The organism is Thermus sp. CCB_US3_UF1 (assembly GCF_000236585.1).
GTDB lineage: Bacteria > Deinococcota > Deinococci > Deinococcales > Thermaceae > Thermus.
Genome location: NC_017278.1, coordinates 404022 through 420737, shown reverse-complemented (window position 1 = coordinate 420737; position 16716 = coordinate 404022). Strand labels below are relative to the sequence as shown.

The following is a 16716-nucleotide window of genomic DNA, read 5'->3' as shown; positions in this document are numbered from 1 at the left end:
CGCCCACCTGCCCTACCAGCGCCTCGGTAACCCTGGCGGGCAAGGCCTACCGGATCTGCCGCCAGATGGCTGGGGTTTCCCTTTCCCCCCCCAGCAACACCACCCTGCAAGCCTTTACCTATCGCTTTGAGGATGTTGCCCAGGGAGAGAGCTTTTTCCTCACCCAGATTTCTTGGGAAGGCTCTCCTCCCCCTCCCCCTCCCAGCCCCAACTTCAGCGCCTCTTGCCGAAAGGTATCCCCAAATCGGCTACGCATGGAGATCAGCAACACGGGAGCTACCATCTCTACCAAGGTTCTTTCCCTTTCTTGGAATGGGGAAGGTAAAAGGCGTCTCAAGGAGATATACCAGGGAAGCACCACCCTTTGGTCGGACAATAAAGGCGTCAAAAAGGGCTCCCAGGTTTCCTTGAGCCAGAGCCTTACCTTTGGAAACGCAACCTTAGACTTCACTTTTGACAAAAACTTCAAAACAGGAAGCTACACCTTCACCCTACAGCTTTTCGTAGGCCAAGGCAACAACCAAACCCCTTACACGGTTTCCTGTTCTGTGGGGTGGTGAATGACCGCCAGGGGAGTTTCCCTCATAGAGCTAGCCGTGGTTTTGGCCCTGGCCGGGATTTTGGCCCTGGCCCTATCCTCCCTTTTGCTAGCCGGCGTGCGAAGCCAGCAGGAAACCCCGCTCCTGCAGGCCCAGGCCCTGGCCCAGGACCTGCGGGACCGCCTGGGAGCGGACCTGCGCAACACCACCAGCACCGGGGTGATTGCCCTGCTGGGGCAAAGCCCAACCGCCACCAGCTTCATCGCCGAGGTCCAGGTGGGAACCGGCAAGGTCTGCGTCCAGTACCGCCTGCAAGCCTCGGTGTTGGAACGGCGAAGTTGGACGGGAAGCTGCACCAGCCCCACGGGTACCTTTAGCAAGGCCTTAGACCCCGCCCTCCTTCCCTTCGCGGCTTTTTGCTACGACGACCCCAACGCCCCGGGCACCGTGGCCCTGATGGACGCCCCCTGCACCCTAGCGGACCTAAACGGCAAGGGACTTACCCTTCGGCTTTCAGGGCGGGATTACCCCTTCCCGCCCCTGGTGATCTCCCTCCGGAGCGGTTAGACTGTGCCCAGCCTGGCCATGCACCTCCTGTTTCCCCGCCGTGACCGGATCCTGCGCCTCAAGGAAGGTGCGGTGGAGGTCATCCCAGCCCCGGACCTTGTGGACGAGGAGGGGAAACCCCGATACGAGAGGCTCTGGTACCACTTGCGGGGCCTCGAGGCCAGGGGCGGCTACCTGGGCCTGGGCCCGGAGTTCGCCCTCCTGCGCCTCCAACCCTTCCCCAGCCTGCAAGGGTTTCCCCTGGAAGAAGCGGTCCTGGCGGAGGCGGAACGGAGCCCCCTCTTCGCCGGAGAGGAGCTCCTTGCCGACTACCTCTTGGTGGCCCCCGAGGACGAACGGCGGGTGCGGGTGCTCTATGGGGCCATGCCCCGGAGGAGGGCAGCCTGGCTCTATCGGCTCCGCCCTGCTAGGGTGGAACCCTTACCCCTCCTCCTTTGGCGCTACGCCCTGGGGCAAAGCCGGGGGACAAGCGTTTTGGTGCTGGAAAACCTGGCCCACACCCTGGCCCTCTTTGAGGGCGGGGTGCTTAAGGGCTTCCGCTACCTGACCTCGGGTGCGGACGAGGGCAGCGAGCGGCTCACCGAGGAGGTGGTCCGTTCCCTGGCCCTCTTCGGCCATCCGGGAAAGGTGGAGGAGGCCTGGGTGCTGGGCCTGCCCACCCCTCCGCCCCTGCCTCCCGGTCTGCCCGCGCAAAGGGTAGAGCAACTGGCCCCCCTCAACCTGGCGGAGGCGGCCCTAGCCAAGGAGCTTTCCCTAGACCTGAGGCCCAGACGAAAAGCCTTGGGGGAGGGTCTTCCCCGGGAGGCCCAGGTGGCGGTCTTCCTGGCGGCCCTCTTCTTCGCCATGGGGCTGGTGGGCAAGGGGGTTTTGGAAAACCTGAAGGCAGCGGAGGCGCGGCGGGCCGAGGCCCTAAGGCAGCAGGTGGAACTCCTCCGGGCCCAGACCTTCCAGCCTGCGCGCCCTAGGGGCCTGAGCTTGGAGGAGATCCTCCGGGTGGCTGCAGAACGCCCCGAAAACCTTTGGCTTACAACCCTCACCGCCGAGGAAAACCGGCTCTTCCTGGCAGGCAAGGCCCTGGATCCCTATGCCCCCTTGCTTCTAGCCCGCCGCCTGGGGGGAAGACCCGGCCCCATCCAGGCCTCAAGCGAGGGGGAACGGGGGCCAAGGGTCTACACCTGGGAGGTGGAAGTTGCCAAGGCCGAAGCTCGGTGAACTCCTCCTGCGCCTAGGCTACCTCACGGAGGAGCAACTGCAAGGAGCCCTGGAGGAGCAGGCCCGGACGGGGGACCTTCTGGGGCAGATCCTTCTCCGCCGGGGATACGTGCGGGAAGAGGACCTGGTGCGGGCCCTGGCCGACCAGCAAAAGGCTCCCCTGGTGCGGGTGGGGGAGCTTTCCCCGGACCCCAAGGCCCTGGCCCTCCTGGACCCCCGCTTCGCCCGGGAAAAACGGGTGCTGCCCTTCCGGGTGGAGGGCAACCGCCTCCACGTGGCCATGGCCCACCCCTCCGACCTGGCCCTGCTGGACGAGCTTCGCTTCCTCACCGGTAAGGAAATCCAGCCCTACCTAGCCCCTGACCGGGAGATCCTGGAGGCCCTGGACCGGCTTCTAGCAGAGGAGGCCAGGCCCCGACAGCCAGAAGAGGCCCAGGCCTCTCCCCCTGCAGAGATGGACCTGACCCTCGAGGCCATGCCCGCCGTCCGCCTGGCCCAAGCCCTCTTGGAAAGGGCCATTGCCCTCCTGGCCAGCGACCTCCACCTGGATCCAGGGGAAACCCAGCTGGTGGTGCGGGCCCGGGTGGATGGGGTCATGCAGGAACTGGAGCGCTTGCCCAAGGACCTGGAGGCCCCCCTTTCCGCCCGCTACAAGGTGCTGGCGGGCATGGACATCGCGGAAAGGCGTCGCCCCCAGGACGGGCACTTCTCCTTTGCCTTTGAGGGGAAGCGCTACGAGGTACGGGTGGCCTCGGTGGGGAGCCTCCACGGGGAAAAACTCACCCTGCGCATCATCTACCCCACCGGGGTGCGGCTGGGCCTTCTGGAGCTGGGCATGCTTCCGGAGGAACTGGCCCTTTTCCAAAGGCTCATCCGAAGGCCACACGGGATTCTCTTCGTCACCGGGCCCACGGGAAGCGGTAAAACCACCACCCTTTACGCCGCCCTGGAGCAGCTCTACACCAAAGACAAGACCTTCGTGACCATTGAAGACCCCGTGGAGTTCCCCCTGGAAGGGGTGGTGCAGATCCCCGTCCAGCCCAAAATCGGCCTTACCTTTGCCGAGGCCCTGCGCAGCGTGCTCCGCCTGGACCCGGACGTCATCCTGGTGGGGGAGGTGCGGGACGGGGAAACCCTGGACACCGCCCTGCGGGCGGCCCTCACCGGGCACCTGGTTCTGGCTACCCTGCACGCCAACGACGCCCTGGCCGCCGTTACCCGGCTTTTGGAAATGGGTGCGGAACGCCACCTCCTGGCCTCTACCCTCATCGGCACCGTGGCCCAGCGCCTGGTGCGCCGGGTATGCCCCCAGTGCGCCCGGCCCGCACCCCTTTCCGAAGAAGCCCGCCTCTTTTTCGGGACCGAGGCCCCGGAGGAGGAGCTGCGGGGCGAGGGCTGCCCCTACTGCCGGGGCACGGGTTACAGGGGACGGGTAGGGCTTTACGAGGTCTATGCTCCCGACCGCGAGGCCCTCTACCAGCTGGGGCAGGGGGCCGGGGAAGGGGATCTCCGCCAGCTGGCCGCCCTAAGAGGGCACCGGGATCTGCGCCAGGTGGGGCTTTTGCAGGTGCGGGCGGGGACCACCACCGGGGAGGAGCTTCTGCGGGTGCTTGGGCTTTGGGAGTAGGGAATGCGCTTCCTCTACGAGGCCACCGACGAAAGGGGAGAGCGGGTCTACAGGGGGGTGCTGGAGGCCCAAAACCCTCAGGAGGCCCGCAAGCGCCTGCGGGAGATGGGCCTCTACCCTCTGCGCTTGGAACCGGGGCGCCGTCCCCCCCGGGGACGGGTTCCTCTGCCCGAACTCGTCCTCTTCATGGAGGAGCTGGCCACCCTGGTGGGGGCAGGGGTACCCGTGGCCCAGGCCCTGCACACCCTATCCTTAGAAAGCCGCCATGCCCTCCTGAAGGAAGCCGCCCGAGGGGTGCGGGAACGGGTGGAGGGCGGGGAAAGCCTGGCCCAGGCCATGGGCCACTACCCTGAGGTCTTCCCCCCCCTGGTGCGGGCCCTGGTGGCAGCGGCTGAGGTGGGAGGGGCCTTGGAGGTGGTCCTGCGGCGGATCGCCGAGTACCTGGACAAAAGCCACGATCTGCGGGAAAAGGTGCGGACCGCCCTCCTTTACCCCTCCTTTGTGGTCGTCGTCCTGGTGCTGGTGGTGGCCGTCCTCCTCCTCTTCGTCATCCCCGTCTTTGCCCGGCTCTACGGGGCGGCGGGGGCGGAGCTTCCCTGGCCCACGCGCTTCTTGATTGGCACCTCGCTCTTCGTGCGCCAGAACGCCCTGTGGATCCTCCTTTTCCTCCTGGCCCTGGCCTACTTCCTACGGGCTTACCACCGGACCCCTGGGGGAGCGCGGCTTCTGGACGGGCTTTCCCTCCGCCTGCCCCTGGTGGGGCCCATCCTGCACAAGGCGGCCATGGCCCGCTTCGCCCGCACCCTGGCCACCCTCTACGAGGGAGGGGTGCTGATCACCCAGGCCCTCGAGGCCACCCGTAACGTCTTGGGCAACGCGGCCTTGGCCGAGGCCCTGGACCGGGTGCTGGAACGGGTGGTACGGGGGGAGTCCCTGAGCGCGGCCATGAGCCGGGAACCCCTTTTCCTCCCCATCCTGGTCCGCCTGGCCCTGGTGGGGGAGGAGGCGGGCAACCTGGAGCGGATGCTCTACCAGGTGGCCTTCCACCTGGAGCGGGAGGTGGACTACGGGGTCAAGCGGCTTTCCTCCAGCATAGAACCGGCCCTGACCGTGCTCCTAGGGGGTATAATGCTCCTGGTCGCCCTGGCCTTGTACCTGCCCCTCTTTGACCTTTCCCGCATCTTACGCCGATGAAGCCCCCTATCTGGCTCTGGTTCCTCCTGCCCTTGGGCGTGCTCCTTTGGAGCGCCCAAGGGCTTTTCTCCGCCTACGCCGGCTACCGGCAGGCCATAGAGGCGGTGCGGGCCCTGGAGCGGGAAAGTGAAGCCCTGGCCCGGGGCCTGCCCGCCGCCTTAGCCGAAGCCCCGGTGAAGGCGGAGGCCCTCCCTGCCCTCTATGAGGAACTGGTCCGCTTGGCCGAAGGGAAAGGCCTAGCCCTAAAACGCCTGCAACCGGAAAGGGAAGCGGTCCAGGTGGGGGAGGTGCGCGCCTGGAGCCTGGGCCTGACCCTGGAGGGTCCTTACCTGGGGGTACTGGCTTACCTCGAGGCCCTGCCCAAGGCGGACAAACCCCTTTGGGTGGCAGGGTACGCCCTGTCCCCGGTCCCGGAAACCCGGGGGGAGAGGCTCACCCTGGACCTAACCCTGCGCATCCTCGCCCCATAGGCCCACCGCCCGGTAAAGGGCCGCCTCCTCCTCTGGGGTCAGGTAGCGGGCCTCCCCCCGGGCAAGCCCCTCAAGCCCTAGGGGGCCCAGGGCCAAGCGCTTGAGGTACAAGACCCGGTTCCCCCGGGCCGCGAACATGCGCTTCACCTGGTGGAAGCGCCCCTCGAGGAGGGTAAGCTCCACCCGGGTGGGGTCCTCCCCCCAGGCAAGCAGGGCGGGCAAAAGCCTCTCCCCTTCCAGAACCAGCCCCTCGGCAAAGGCCTGGCGGTCGGCCTCGGTGGCCGGGTGAAGGAGGTGGACCAGGTAGCGCTTGGCCACCTTGTGCCGGGGGTGGGTAAGGCGGTGGAGGAGTTCGCCGTGGGTGGTGAAGAGGAGGAGGCCCTCGGTGTCCTTGTCCAGGCGGCCCACCGGGGAGAGGTCCCGCGTGGGGAAGCCTTCCAGAAGGGCGTAGACCGAGGGCCCCTCGGTGCGGCTGGTGACGTATCCTGCGGGCTTGTGCAGGAGGACATGGTGGTGGCGCCGCACCCGAAGGGGCTTCCCATCCAGCTCCACCGTGGCCCCAGGGGGCACGTGGCAGCCGGGGTCCCGCACCTCCTCCCCCGCCACCCGCACCCGACCCCCTCGCACCAGGCGGGCCACCTCCTTGCGGCTTCCCAGGCCCAGGCGGGCCAAAAGCCTATCCAAGCGCTCGCCCCTCACCCCTCCTGCCCTCCTTCCAGCCACCAGAGGCCTCCCTCACCTGCAGGGAAACCTCAACAAAGGCTTCCTCCAACGCCGCAAGCAGATAGGGGAAGCGGGCCTCCGGAGTAGCCCCTTCAGGCCCAAGGCCCCCGCCTGATGGGCCTTGAAGCTAGCCCAGTCGCCATCCCCCTCCCGGAAGTCCCCCGCCGCCGGGCGGAGGGTGCGGAGGGCCTGGGCCCGCCAGGGCCCGTAGGCTTCCCGCTCTAGCGGCGCCATCCTCCTTATCCTAAGGGGCATGAGGCTCTACCAGCTGGACAGCTACGCCACCCATTTCCAGGCCCGGGTGGAGAGGGCCTGGAGCGACGCCCGAGGGCACTACGCCGTGCTCTCCCAAACCCTTTTCTACCCCGAGTCCGGGGGGCAGCCCGCGGATACTGGGGTCCTGCGGGGAGGGTTCGGGGAGGTGCGGGTCCTCCACGCCTACGAGGAGGAAAAGGCCTTCGGGAACGTGGTCCACGTCCTGGAGCGGCCCATCCCCGAAGGGGAGGCGGTGGAGGGGGAGATTGACTGGCCCAGGCGCTTCCGCCACATGCAGCGCCACACCGCCCAGCACCTCCTCTCCCAGGCCCTCCTCCGGGCCGGGGGGTACCACACCGTGGCCGTGAGCCTGGACTCGGCGGTGTGCACCGTGGACCTCGAGGAGGAGGCAGAGGAGGAAAAGATCCGCCAGGCCGAGGCCCTGGCCAACTTCGCCGTCTACGCCGACCACCCGGTGGAGGCCTTCTTCGTGACCGAGGAGGAACTCGGCCACTACCCCCTAAGGCGCCCCCCCAAGGTGCAGGGCCAGATCCGCCTGGTGCGCATCGGGGACTTTGACCTGGCCGCCTGCGGCGGCACCCACCTGAAGACCAGCGCCCAGGCCGGGCCCATCAAGGTGCTCAAGTGGGAGCGGTACAAGGGGGGAAGCCGGGTCTACTTCACCGCGGGCTGGGAGGCCCTGGAGGACTACCACGCCAAGCACGCCCTCCTCTCCCGGCTGGCCCTCGGCTTCTCCACCAACCCCCTGGACCTGGAGAAGCCGGTGCGGCGGCTCCAGGAGGAGCTTCAGGCCTTAAAGGGGGAAAACCTGGCCCTCAAGGAGGCCCTGGTGGAGGCCCTTCTGCCCCGGGCCTTGGAGGCGGGCACCCTCTTGGTGCCGGGGCCGGCGCTGGGGGAGCTGGCCAAGAGGCTTTTGGCCTGGAAGGAGCGCACCTTCCTCCTCCTCTCCCCCGAAGGGCGCTTCGCCCTTTTGGGCCCCGGGCGGGAGGCGGTGCTGGAGAGGCTCAAGGCCCTGGGGGCCAAGGGCGGGGGAAAGGAGGTGGTCCAGGGGGCCCTGCCCCGGGAACGGGTGGCCGAGGCCCTGGCGGGACCCTTAGGCTAGGGGCATGGGGCTTTTTGCCGGCAAGGGGGTTCTGGTCACGGGAGGGGCCAGGGGGATCGGGCGGGCGGTGGCCGAGGCCTTTGCCCGGGAAGGGGCCCTGGTGGCCCTTTGTGACCTGCGGCCAGAGGGGAAGGAGGTGGCCCAGGGGATCGGCGGCTTCTTCGTCCAAGCGGACCTGGCGGAGGAAAGGGACCGGGTGCGCTTCGTGGAAGAGGCCGCCCAGGCCCTAGGCCGCGTGGACGTGTTGGTGAACAACGCCGCCATCGCCGCCCCGGGCTCGGCCCTCACGGTGCGGCTTCCCGAGTGGCGGCGGGTCCTGGAGGTCAACCTCACCGCCCCCATGCACCTCTCCGCCCTGGCGGCCCGGGAGATGAGGCGGGTGGGGGGCGGGGCCATCGTGAACGTGGCCAGCGTCCAGGGGCTTTTTGCCGAGCAGGAAAACGCCGCCTACAACGCCTCCAAGGGGGGGCTGGTCAACCTCACCCGTTCCCTGGCCCTGGACCTGGCCCCCTTGGGCATCCGGGTCAACGCCGTGGCCCCGGGGGCCATCGCCACGGAGGCGGTCCTCGAGGCCATCGCCCTGGCCGAGGATCCGGAGAGGACCCGAAGGGACTGGGAGGACCTCCACGCCCTGAGGCGGCTGGGGCGTCCCGAGGAGGTGGCCGAGGCCGTGCTCTTCCTGGCCTCGGAAAAGGCCAGCTTCATCACCGGGGCCATCCTCCCCGTGGACGGCGGGATGACGGCCAGCTTCATGATGGCGGGCCGCCCGGTCTAGTCACTTGGCGTGGTCCTTGTAGGGCTCGCCGCGAAGGTCAGAAACCAGGTGCACGGCCACGTAGGCCCCGTCCCCGGCGCTCACGATGGCGTGGCCCGGCACCTTGCCCCGGGCCACCCCGGCGGCGTAGACCCGGGGGTAGCTGGTCCGCCCCCCCTCGTCGGTGTCCACGAAGTTCCCCTTGCGGGCCAGGCCCAACAGGGAGGGCAGGGTGGGGTCCTTGTGGGTGCAAAGGAGGAGGCGTTCGGCCTCTACCAGGCCTTCCCCCGTCTCCACCTCAAAGACCCCGCCCAGGTCCCGCACCCCCTTCACCACCCCCTCCCGGATCTCCGCCCCGTAGCGGCGGGCGTGCTCCCGCATCCGGGCCAGAAGCTCCTCCCCTGAGGGTTCGTCCAGAAGCCCCGGGTAGTTGGGCACCTGGCTCACCTGGGCCACCTGGGAACGGCCCCCGTCCAAGACCAAGACCTTAAGCCCCGCGCGGGCCAGGAAAAGGGCCGCGGAAAGGCCCGCAGGACCGCCGCCCACCACGAGAACGTCCCACATACCTCCTCAAGTATAGGGGCGGGGCCCGGGCGGGGAGGAAGGGTATAATCGGCGGCGCATGATCCTGGACGACCGCTACCCGGTGCTGGAAACCCTGGAGGAGCGGGACGGGATTACCCTTTACCGGGTGGAGGGGGGGGTGGTCTTCTTCTTCCAGGTGCATACCCCCGAGGGGCGGGAGCGCTTCTACCGCTACCGGACGGCCCTGAGGCGTTTGGAGGAGCTTGGCCTCCTAGAGGCGGTGGTCTCCGCCAAGCCGGGGCGGTACTACGCTTTCTTTCCCGAAAAGCCCCTGGCCCCCAAGCCTCCGCCCAGGGCGGCCCTCGAGGCCCTGGCCCCCCTGGGGTTTGGCCGGGAACACCTGGCCATGGCCGAGGAGGGGGTGGCCTACCTCTCCCCTTGGCCCCTGGGGAAGCCCGCCCGCTCCCCCCGCCCCCGGCCGGGCTTCCTGGTGGGGGTGGCCCCGGGCCTCCTCCTGGCCGCCTTGGGCCTTTGGCTCCTCTCCCAGGGCCTTTACCGCTACTTCAACCCCCCGGAGTACACGGTGCCCAACTTGGTGGGCAAAAGCGCCCGGGAGGCCTTCCTCCTCCTCAAGGACACGGGTCTGGTCCTGGAGGTGGCGGAGGGAAACGACCCCAGCCGGCCCAAGGAGGAGGTCCTGGCCCAGGACCCGCCGCCGGGAACCCGGCTTCGGGCGGGGCGCACCGTCCGCCTCACCCTGAACCAGGCCCGGCTCAACCCCCTCCCCAACCTGACGGGCCTGCGGCGGGAGGAGGCCGAGGCCCGGCTGAAGGAACTGGGCTACCGCCTGGAGGGCCTCGCCCAGGTGGAAAGTCAGGAGCCCTTGGGCCGGGTACTGGCCACCTTCCCTCCTGCGGGCACCCCCCTGGCCCCGGGGGGCGGGGTGCGGCTTCTCCTCTCCCGGGGCGCAGGCCCTGGCCCCACCCTCCCCCTGCCTAAGCTCACCGGCCTCTCCCGGCAGGAGGCCCTTTTTCTCCTGAACGCCGCCGGGCTCCAGGCCGAGGTGGTGGAGGTCCCTTCGGGGGCCCCGCCGGATCTGGTCCTGGCCCAGGACCCGGCCCCCGGGACCCCCATGCCCCCGGGGAGCGGGGTGCGCCTGAGGGTGGCGGTGCGGGGGGAGGTGGCCCTGCCCTCCGCCCCGCCGGAGCCGGAAACCCGCGCGGTTTCCTTCTCCCTGGACCTGCCCGCGGAGGCCCAGGGCCGCAGGGTCCGCCTCGTCCTCTTGGATGCCCGGGGGGAGCACGTCCTCTACGAGGGGGAAGGCCAGGAGGGCCTTAGGCTGGAAGGAAGCTACCAGGCCCAAGGGGAAGCCCGCTTCCGCCTCTACCTGGACGGGGACCTCTTTCAGGAGTGGAGCCCATGAGGGGAGGCTGGGCCGAGGAGGCGGCCCTGGCCCACCTTCTGGCCCAGGGGTACCGGCTTCTGGGAAGAAACCGCCGCACCCCCTTTGGCGAGGTGGACCTTCTCCTGGAAAAAGACGGGGTTTATGTGGTGGTGGAGGTGAAGCAGCGGCGCACGGGGCGGTTTGGCACCCCCCTCGAGGCCATCACCCCCAGGAAGGTGGCCCGCCTCCTGGCCTGCGCCCGCCACCTCCTGGGGCGGGACGACCTGCCCGTGCGCCTGGAGGCCGTCCTGGTCCACGGCACCCCGGAAGCCTTCCGCTTGGAACACCTCCCCCTGGAAGTGTAGGCCGCTCCCTCCCTGGGGAAAGGGGTTCCGGTAAGCTTGGGGGTGTTTAGGAACCTCCGGGCTTACCTGGATGCCCTAGAGCGGCGCGGGGAGCTCAAGCGGGTGCGGGTACCCGTGAGCGCCGAGCTGGAGATCACCGAGATCGCCGACCGCATGGTGAAGCGGGGAGGGCCAGCCCTCCTCTTTGAGCAGGTGGTGGGGAAGGATTTCCCCGTGGCCATAGGGCTTTTCGGCACCCGGGAGCGGACGGCCTTCGCCCTGGGGGTGAAGGACCTGGACGAGCTAGCGAGGAAGGTGGAGCACCTCCTGGCGCTCCATCCCGGGAAAGGCGGGCTTTCCGCCCTCCTGGGCCTCCTGCCCAAGCTCCCCCTCCTCAAGGGGTTCTTCCCCAGGCGGGTGGGCCGGGCCCCGGTGCAGGAGGTGGTCTACCGGGGGGAGGCGGTGGACCTCTCCCGCCTTCCCGTCCTCAGGTGCTGGCCCCTGGACGGGGGGCCTTTCCTCACCCTGCCCCTGGTCATCACCAAGGACCCGGAGACGGGGGAGCTGAACCTGGGCATGTACCGGATGCAGGTCCTGGACCGGCGGAGCACGGCCATGCACTGGCAGCTGCACAAGGTGGGCCGCCGCCACCTGGAAAAGGCCCGCAAGCTGGGGAAGCGGCTGGAGGTGGCCGTGGCCCTGGGGGGGGACCCGGTCCTCACCTATGCGGCCACCGCCCCCCTGCCCCCCCTGCCGGGGGTGAGCGAGTTCCACCTGGCGGGCTTCCTCCGGGGAGCGCCCGTGGAGCTGGCCCAGGGGGTGACCGTGGACCTGCCGGTGCCCGCGGAGGCCGAGTTCGTCCTGGAGGGGTACATTGACCCCGAGGAGCCCCCCGTGGTGGAAGGCCCCTTCGGGGACCACACCGGCTTCTACACCCCCCCCGACCTCTACCCCCGCTTCCACGTCACCGCCCTCACCCACCGCCGCGGGGCCATCTACCCCGCCACCATCGTGGGAGTCCCCCCCATGGAGGACGCTTACCTGATCGAAGCCTCGGAAAGGCTCTTCCTCCCCCCCTTGCGCCTCATCCTTCCCGAGGTGGCCGACTACCACATGCCCCCCGAGGGGGTGGCCCACAACTGGGTGAACGTGGCCCTGAAGAAGGAGTACCCGGGCCAGGCCTACAAGGTGGCCTACGGCATGCTGGGCCTGGGACAGATGATGTTCGCCAAGGTGATCGTGGCCGTGGACGCAGGGGTGCCGGTGCGCCCGGGCTGGGCTGCCCTGCTCAAGGCCCTGGAGCACGCCCTCCCTGGCCGGGACACCCTCCTCCTCCGGGGGCCCATAGACGTCCTGGACCATAGCTCCCGGGGCTTCGCCTTTGGCGGGAAACTCCTCATTGACGGCACCCGCAAGCTCCCCGAGGAGGGGGGGGAGGTGGCCTTTACCCCCCGGGCCCACCCCGACCTCCCCCAGGACCTCGAGGTCCTGGCCCAGAGGCAGTGGCCCGGCCTCTGGGGGGCAACCCTGGCCAAGCGGCGGCCCCACCAGGCCTGGGAGGTGGCGGAAAGGCTCCTCGGCACCCCCCAAAGCGCCGGCATCCGCCTCCTCCTCCTGGCCGATCACGACACCGCCCTCACCCCGGAGGAGCTCCTTTGGGCCGTGCTCAACAACATTGACCCCGAGCGGGACGCCCGGGTCCTCCCGGGGGCCGAGGGGCCGGTCCTGGTCCTGGACGGCACGCGCAAGCTCCCCGAGGAGGGTTTCGCCCGGGTATGGCCCGAGCGCATCCGCATGGACCCCGGCGTCCAGGCCCTGGTGGAGGCCCGTTGGGCGGAGTATGGCCTTTAGGTGAGCCGGAAGCGGTTCCGCGCCATGCCGCTTCGGAAGGCCCGCACCACCTCCCGGGAAAGCCTGCCCTGACGGACCTCGGCCTCCAGGGCCTCCAGGGCCTCCTCCGGCCGCAAGGCCTGGCGGTAGGTGCGCCCGCTGGTCAGGGCGTCGTAGATGTCGGCGGCGGCCACCGCCTGCACCAGGGGGGGAACCTCGGTGAGGCCGTCGGGGTAGCCGGAGCCGTCCAGGCGCTCGTGGTGCCAGCGCACGTAGGGGCGGAGGCGGGGGTGGGCCCGCAGGGGCTTGAGGATCTCGTCCCCCTTGACCGGGTGCTCGCGGATGGCGCGCCACTCGGCCTCCGTCAGGGGATACCCCCCCCGCAGGATGGGGTCGGGAAGGGCGATCTTGCCCACGTCGTGCAGCAGGGCCCCCAGGCGCAGATCCGCGAGCTCCTCCTCCCCCGCCCCCAGTTCTCCCGCCGCGTACAGGGCGTAGGTGGCCACCCGTTCCCCGTGCCCGGCGGTGTAGGCGTCCTTGGCCTCCACCGCCCGCACCAGGGCCAAAAGGGCCCGTTCCAGGTCTTCCAGCTTTTCCTGCAGCCTCCGCCGCTCCAGGTGCCCGCCCACCCGCAGGCGGAGCTCGGTCAGGTCCACCGGTTTGTGCAGGAAATCGTCCGCCCCGGCCTGGATTCCCTGGAGGCGCACCTCCCGCTCCGCATCGGCGGTGAGGAGGATCACGGGCAGCAAGGGGTCCAGGGCCTTGAGGCGACGCGTAAGCTCCAAGCCGTCCATAAGGGGCATGTGCAGGTCGGCGAGGACCACGTGGGGCAGGCCCTGGCGCAGGAGGCCCAGGGCCTCCTGGCCGTTGGGGGCCTGCCACACCTCCACCCCCAGGGGGGCCATGGCCCGGGCCAGGAGGAAGCGTTGCCCGGGGTCGTCCTCGGCCACCAGCACCCGGGGAAGAGCCGGGCCCCTCACGACCCCACCCCCCCAGACCGCCCAAGCCCCTTCACCTGCCCGGTGCGCCGCACCAGGCCCTGCCCCTCCAGCTGGTAAAGCCGGTAGCGCACCAGGTCCAAAGGCATCCCCAAAAGCCGGGCCAAGGCCTCGGGGGTGGTCCCCTGCCGCAGGTGGGGGAGGGCCTTTTCCCAGAAGGCCTGCCCCTCGAGGCCCCCTGGCCCTGGGGCTGGCCTCTCCACGCGGAAGACCGCCCGGGGAGGAGGCAGGTGGGGACGGAGGTGGGCGAGCTCGTCGGAAAAGGTGATGAGGCCTAGGAGAAGCCGCTCCAAGGGCCAGTTGAGGCGGAAGGCGTGCGGGGGCCTGGCCCCAGGGCAGAACTCAAAACTTCCTTCCCGGGCCAGGAGCAGGGCCTGGAGGGCCGCCTTGGCGTCCACGGGGTCCAGGGGCTTCCCCCCCTGGTCCAGGGAGCGAAGGCGGCCTGGCTTGAGGTACAGGGTGGTGGCGGGCACCCCCCGGACGTTCCAAATCTCCAGCGCCCCCTCCTTCTGCGCCAATAACTGAAGCAGCTCCTCCAAGGGGAGGGAACGGAGGTTGCCGAATAGGGACATCCACCCACCTCCTTCTCCCCTCACCCTAGCCCCTCCTTGTGAAAAGGCTTTGAAAAAGGTAGAATCCCCTTCCGTGCTGGTCCGCCCCGCCCTCCTTCCCTCCTGGCCCCCAAGCCCCTCGGACCTCTTTGGCCGGGAAGGCCCCTTGGTGCTGGAGGTGGGCTTTGGCGACGGCCGCTTCACCGCCGAGCTGGCCCAAACCCACCCCGGCTGGCTCATCCTGGGGGCCGAGGTTTCGGCGGCCAGTGTCCTTAGGGCCCTAAAGCGCCTGCGCCGGGCCGGCCTGGCCAACGTGCGCCTGTACCATGGGGAAGGGCCCTTTGCCCTGAGGAACCTGGTGCCCCCCAGGGGCCTTCATCAGGTCATCGTCAACTTCCCCGATCCCTGGCCCAAAAAGCGCCACCAGCGGAAACGCCTCCTGCAGGAGGGGTTTTTCCGCCGGCTTTCCACCCGGCTGGAGGAAGGAGGCTCCCTCCGCCTTACCACCGACCACGAGGCCTACTTCCGCTTCGCCCTGGAGGAGGCGGAGCGCACGGGGCTCTACCGCATCCATGTGGAGCCCCCCCCGGAGGCCCACCTGCGCACCAAATACGCCCTAAAGTGGAAGGAGGCGGGCCGGCCCTTCTTCCACGCGGTCTTCACCAAGGTGGCCGAGGACCCCACCCCCTGGCCCCCCACGCGGAGGTACCCCATGGCCCATGCCCTTCTGGCCGGCGATCTGCCCGAGTCCCTACCCCTAGGCAAGGAACCCATCCCCTTCCCCGGAGGGGTGGCGGTTTTCCTGGAGGTGGCCCGGGGGGAGACGGGCTTTTACATCCTGACCCATGTGGAGGAGGAGGAGCTCACCCAGGACCTTCTCCTGGAGGTGCGCCCAAGCGCCCACGGGATCTACGCCGGGGCCAGCCGGTTCGCCAGCCCCCTCCTCACCGAGGGAGTGAAGGCGGCCGTGCGGGCCCTGGTGGCCCGCCTGACCGCCTTGGGGCTCGAGGTGGTCCAGGACCACACCTGAGGCCCAGGCGGGGTAAGATGGCCCCATGGGGCTTCCTCCCCGCAAAGACTCCCTAAAGTGGAGCGCCTACCCCGAGGATGTGCTCCCCCTCTGGGTGGCCGACATGGACTTCCCCGTGGCCGAGCCCATCCGGAAGGCCATCGCGGAGCGGGCGGAAGGCTTTTTGGGCTACCCGCCCCGGGAAGGGGATGAAGGGCTTAGGGACCTCCTCCTGGAAGGAAGCGGCCTCGAGGGGGAGGTGGCCTTCATGCCCGGGGTGGTGGTGGGGCTCTACGCCGCGGTGGCCGCCTTCACCGCCCCCGGGCAAGGGGTCCTGACCCAGGTGCCCATCTACCCCCCCTTTCTGGCCGCCATCCGGGAGCAAAAGCGCACGGTCCTGGCCAACCCCTTGCAGGAAACGGAGGCCGGCTACCGCCTGGACCTCCAGGGCCTGGAGCGCCTGGCCTACGCCAGCCGCCTCCTCCTCTTCTGCCACCCCCATAACCCCACGGGCCGGGTCTTCACCGAGGAGGAGCTGGCCGCCCTGGCCGCCATCGCCCGCAAGCACGACCTCATCGTGGTCTCCGACGAGCTCCACGCCCCCCTGACCTACGAGGGGGGCCACCTTCCCCTGGCCCGCCTCCTCCCCGAGCGCACCCTGACCCTCCTGGGCCCGGGGAAGGCCTACAACCTGGCGGGCTTGCCCATCGGGGCCGCGGTGGGTCCTAAACCCCTGGTGGAGGCCTTGAGGCGCCACCTGCCCCACACCTTCCCCAACGTCCTGGCCATGGCCGCCTGGAAGGCCGCCCTGAAGGAGGGCGGGGCTTGGCTTGGGGAAACCCTGAAGCGGCTTAAGGCCAACCGGGACCGGGTGGCGGCCTGGGCCCAGGAGGTGGGGCTCGGCCACTTTCCCCCGGAGGGCACCTACCTGGCCTGGCTCAAGACCCCCATCCCCAGGGCCGGGGCCTTCTTCCTCCGGGAGGCCCGGGTGGCCCTGAACCCGGGGGAGAGCTTTGGCGAGGGGTACGAGCGCTTCGTGCGCCTCAACTTCGCCACCTACCCCGAGGTGCTGGAAGAGGCCCTGGCCCGGATGGCCAGGGCCCTGAACAAGGCCTGACCCCCGGTTTCCCGGGGGCCAGGGGGCTAGCGCACCACCTCAATGGGGATGCGCTTGGCCCGGGCCTCGGCCACCTTGGGCAGGGTAAGGCGCAGGACGCCGTGGCGGAACTCCGCCTTGGCCTCCTCGGCCTTGACCTCCACCGGCAGGCTGAAGGAGCGCACGAAGGAGCCGTGGGGGATCTCCTGCAGGTAGTAACGGCGGGCCTTGGCCTCCTCTGCGGGCTTCACCTGGCCGCGAACCGTGAGCTTTTGCCCCTCGAGGCTCACCTCCAGGTCCTCAGGGGCCAGGCCGGGAACCGCCATCTCAAGAACCAAGGCCTCGTCGGTCTCGTAGAGGTCAGCAGGGGCCACATAGGCCACCCCCGGCCGGGCAAACTCCCCCAACACTTCCTCAAAGAGCCGGTTGGCCTCCTCCAGCAGGGAGAAAGGACCCCAGGTCCGGAAGGGCGTGATCTCAGCAGGGCGGGTTTCCCTACGCACCAGGGCCATGGC

At 69.4% G+C, this 16716-nt stretch carries 19 protein-coding genes; 13 read left to right on the top strand and 6 right to left on the bottom strand.

The annotated features are described in order from the left end of the window. Positions 1-254 precede the first annotated feature (254 nt). From TCCBUS3UF1_RS11990 to TCCBUS3UF1_RS01885, 6 genes are read left to right on the top strand one after another with little or no spacing between them, the layout of a single operon-like run. Positions 255-560 carry a hypothetical protein gene (locus TCCBUS3UF1_RS11990; protein WP_231291408.1) on the top strand — a complete coding sequence of 102 codons (306 nt, stop codon included), beginning with the start codon at positions 255-257 and terminating at the stop codon, positions 558-560. Beyond that, entirely contained in the window at positions 561-1106 is a 546-nt protein-coding gene (locus TCCBUS3UF1_RS01905) for a prepilin-type N-terminal cleavage/methylation domain-containing protein (protein WP_014514810.1), read from the top strand. It begins immediately after the preceding gene. A 3-nt stretch (positions 1107-1109) separates the two neighbouring features. Continuing rightward, positions 1110-2318 carry a hypothetical protein gene (locus tag TCCBUS3UF1_RS01900; protein ID WP_014514809.1) on the top strand — a complete coding sequence of 403 codons (1209 nt, stop codon included), beginning with the start codon at positions 1110-1112 and terminating at the stop codon, positions 2316-2318. Continuing rightward, positions 2296-3945: a GspE/PulE family protein gene (locus TCCBUS3UF1_RS01895; RefSeq protein ID WP_014514808.1), complete on the top strand. Its 1650-nt coding sequence runs from the start codon at positions 2296-2298 to the stop codon at positions 3943-3945. Before TCCBUS3UF1_RS01900 ends, TCCBUS3UF1_RS01895 begins: the two co-directional genes overlap by 23 nt. A gap of 3 nt (positions 3946-3948) precedes the next feature. Further along, positions 3949-5139 carry a type II secretion system F family protein gene (locus TCCBUS3UF1_RS01890; RefSeq protein WP_014514807.1) on the top strand — a complete coding sequence of 397 codons (1191 nt, stop codon included), beginning with the start codon at positions 3949-3951 and terminating at the stop codon, positions 5137-5139. Next, a complete protein-coding gene (locus TCCBUS3UF1_RS01885) occupies positions 5136-5609 on the top strand; it encodes a hypothetical protein (RefSeq protein WP_014514806.1) in 474 nt (157 codons plus the stop codon). The genes TCCBUS3UF1_RS01890 and TCCBUS3UF1_RS01885 overlap by 4 nt, the downstream gene beginning before the upstream one ends. On the opposite strand, the gene TCCBUS3UF1_RS01880 is transcribed toward TCCBUS3UF1_RS01885, so the two are convergent. Then, positions 5583-6308: a pseudouridine synthase gene (locus TCCBUS3UF1_RS01880; RefSeq protein ID WP_041433672.1), complete on the bottom strand. Its 726-nt coding sequence runs from the start codon at positions 6306-6308 to the stop codon at positions 5583-5585. The two genes, TCCBUS3UF1_RS01885 and TCCBUS3UF1_RS01880, sit on opposite strands and share 27 nt — an antisense overlap. Positions 6309-6344: 36 nt before the next feature. Then, on the bottom strand, positions 6345-6566 hold the full coding sequence (locus tag TCCBUS3UF1_RS01875) for a HEPN domain-containing protein (RefSeq protein WP_050802022.1): 222 nt from the start codon (positions 6564-6566) through the stop codon (positions 6345-6347). 19 nt (positions 6567-6585) lie between these two features. Between TCCBUS3UF1_RS01875 and TCCBUS3UF1_RS01870 the strand changes: the two genes are divergently transcribed. Together TCCBUS3UF1_RS01870 and TCCBUS3UF1_RS01865 are read left to right on the top strand one after the other, a co-directional pair. After that, positions 6586-7710, top strand: coding sequence for an alanyl-tRNA editing protein (locus TCCBUS3UF1_RS01870; protein WP_014514803.1), 1125 nt, complete (start codon positions 6586-6588; stop codon positions 7708-7710). 4 nt (positions 7711-7714) lie between these two features. After that, positions 7715-8485 (top strand): SDR family NAD(P)-dependent oxidoreductase, encoded by a 771-nt coding sequence (locus TCCBUS3UF1_RS01865; RefSeq protein ID WP_014514802.1) that lies wholly within the window; start codon positions 7715-7717, stop codon positions 8483-8485. Here TCCBUS3UF1_RS01865 and TCCBUS3UF1_RS01860 read toward each other — a convergent pair whose 3' ends face one another. Further along, positions 8486-9028, bottom strand: coding sequence for an NAD(P)/FAD-dependent oxidoreductase (locus TCCBUS3UF1_RS01860; RefSeq protein WP_041433670.1), 543 nt, complete (start codon positions 9026-9028; stop codon positions 8486-8488). A gap of 58 nt (positions 9029-9086) precedes the next feature. Between TCCBUS3UF1_RS01860 and TCCBUS3UF1_RS01855 the strand changes: the two genes are divergently transcribed. The 3 genes from TCCBUS3UF1_RS01855 to TCCBUS3UF1_RS01845 are packed head-to-tail and all read left to right on the top strand — an operon-like array spanning position 9087 to position 12568. Next, positions 9087-10412, top strand: coding sequence for a PASTA domain-containing protein (locus TCCBUS3UF1_RS01855; protein ID WP_014514800.1), 1326 nt, complete (start codon positions 9087-9089; stop codon positions 10410-10412). Continuing rightward, positions 10409-10738 carry a YraN family protein gene (locus tag TCCBUS3UF1_RS01850; protein ID WP_014514799.1) on the top strand — a complete coding sequence of 110 codons (330 nt, stop codon included), beginning with the start codon at positions 10409-10411 and terminating at the stop codon, positions 10736-10738. The genes TCCBUS3UF1_RS01855 and TCCBUS3UF1_RS01850 overlap by 4 nt, the downstream gene beginning before the upstream one ends. Positions 10739-10780: 42 nt before the next feature. After that, positions 10781-12568: a menaquinone biosynthesis decarboxylase gene (locus TCCBUS3UF1_RS01845; RefSeq protein WP_014514798.1), complete on the top strand. Its 1788-nt coding sequence runs from the start codon at positions 10781-10783 to the stop codon at positions 12566-12568. Here TCCBUS3UF1_RS01845 and TCCBUS3UF1_RS01840 read toward each other — a convergent pair. Together TCCBUS3UF1_RS01840 and TCCBUS3UF1_RS01835 are read right to left on the bottom strand one after the other, a co-directional pair. Then, positions 12565-13452 carry an HD domain-containing phosphohydrolase gene (locus TCCBUS3UF1_RS01840; RefSeq protein ID WP_050802054.1) on the bottom strand — a complete coding sequence of 296 codons (888 nt, stop codon included), beginning with the start codon at positions 13450-13452 and terminating at the stop codon, positions 12565-12567. The genes TCCBUS3UF1_RS01845 and TCCBUS3UF1_RS01840 overlap by 4 nt on opposite strands. 71 nt (positions 13453-13523) lie before the next feature. After that, a complete protein-coding gene (locus TCCBUS3UF1_RS01835; protein WP_014514796.1) occupies positions 13524-14117 on the bottom strand; it encodes a DUF4388 domain-containing protein in 594 nt (197 codons plus the stop codon). Positions 14118-14190: 73 nt separating this feature from the next. Between TCCBUS3UF1_RS01835 and trmB the strand changes: the two genes are divergently transcribed. Continuing rightward, a complete protein-coding gene (gene trmB / locus TCCBUS3UF1_RS01830; RefSeq protein ID WP_041433943.1) occupies positions 14191-15126 on the top strand; it encodes a tRNA (guanosine(46)-N7)-methyltransferase TrmB in 936 nt (311 codons plus the stop codon). Between the two features lie 25 nt (positions 15127-15151). Beyond that, on the top strand, positions 15152-16222 hold the full coding sequence (locus TCCBUS3UF1_RS01825; RefSeq protein WP_014514794.1) for a MalY/PatB family protein: 1071 nt from the start codon (positions 15152-15154) through the stop codon (positions 16220-16222). Between the two features lie 26 nt (positions 16223-16248). Here the strand turns inward: TCCBUS3UF1_RS01825 and TCCBUS3UF1_RS01820 are convergent, their stop codons facing one another. Next, entirely contained in the window at positions 16249-16713 is a 465-nt protein-coding gene (locus TCCBUS3UF1_RS01820; protein WP_014514793.1) for an Hsp20/alpha crystallin family protein, read from the bottom strand. Positions 16714-16716: the final 3 nt, after the last annotated feature.

Bases quoted from the DNA above. Each gene is read 5' to 3' on its own strand.
- TCCBUS3UF1_RS01865 (WP_014514802.1), top strand. From the start codon at position 7,715: ATGGGGCTTTTTGCCGGCAAGGGGGTTCTGGTCACGGGAGGGGCCAGG.
- TCCBUS3UF1_RS11990 (WP_231291408.1), top strand. From the start codon at position 255: ATGGAGATCAGCAACACGGGAGCTACCATCTCTACCAAGGTTCTTTCC.
- TCCBUS3UF1_RS01885 (WP_014514806.1), top strand. From the start codon at position 5,136: ATGAAGCCCCCTATCTGGCTCTGGTTCCTCCTGCCCTTGGGCGTGCTC.
- TCCBUS3UF1_RS01870 (WP_014514803.1), top strand. From the start codon at position 6,586: ATGAGGCTCTACCAGCTGGACAGCTACGCCACCCATTTCCAGGCCCGG.
- TCCBUS3UF1_RS01825 (WP_014514794.1), top strand. From the start codon at position 15,152: ATGGGGCTTCCTCCCCGCAAAGACTCCCTAAAGTGGAGCGCCTACCCC.
- TCCBUS3UF1_RS01835 (WP_014514796.1), bottom strand. From the start codon at position 14,117: ATGTCCCTATTCGGCAACCTCCGTTCCCTCCCCTTGGAGGAGCTGCTT.
- TCCBUS3UF1_RS01890 (WP_014514807.1), top strand. From the start codon at position 3,949: ATGCGCTTCCTCTACGAGGCCACCGACGAAAGGGGAGAGCGGGTCTAC.
- TCCBUS3UF1_RS01820 (WP_014514793.1), bottom strand. From the start codon at position 16,713: ATGGCCCTGGTGCGTAGGGAAACCCGCCCTGCTGAGATCACGCCCTTC.
- TCCBUS3UF1_RS01905 (WP_014514810.1), top strand. From the start codon at position 561: ATGACCGCCAGGGGAGTTTCCCTCATAGAGCTAGCCGTGGTTTTGGCC.
- TCCBUS3UF1_RS01850 (WP_014514799.1), top strand. From the start codon at position 10,409: ATGAGGGGAGGCTGGGCCGAGGAGGCGGCCCTGGCCCACCTTCTGGCC.
- TCCBUS3UF1_RS01875 (WP_050802022.1), bottom strand. From the start codon at position 6,566: ATGGCGCCGCTAGAGCGGGAAGCCTACGGGCCCTGGCGGGCCCAGGCC.
- TCCBUS3UF1_RS01860 (WP_041433670.1), bottom strand. From the start codon at position 9,028: ATGTGGGACGTTCTCGTGGTGGGCGGCGGTCCTGCGGGCCTTTCCGCG.
- TCCBUS3UF1_RS01840 (WP_050802054.1), bottom strand. From the start codon at position 13,452: ATGGCCCCCCTGGGGGTGGAGGTGTGGCAGGCCCCCAACGGCCAGGAG.
- TCCBUS3UF1_RS01855 (WP_014514800.1), top strand. From the start codon at position 9,087: ATGATCCTGGACGACCGCTACCCGGTGCTGGAAACCCTGGAGGAGCGG.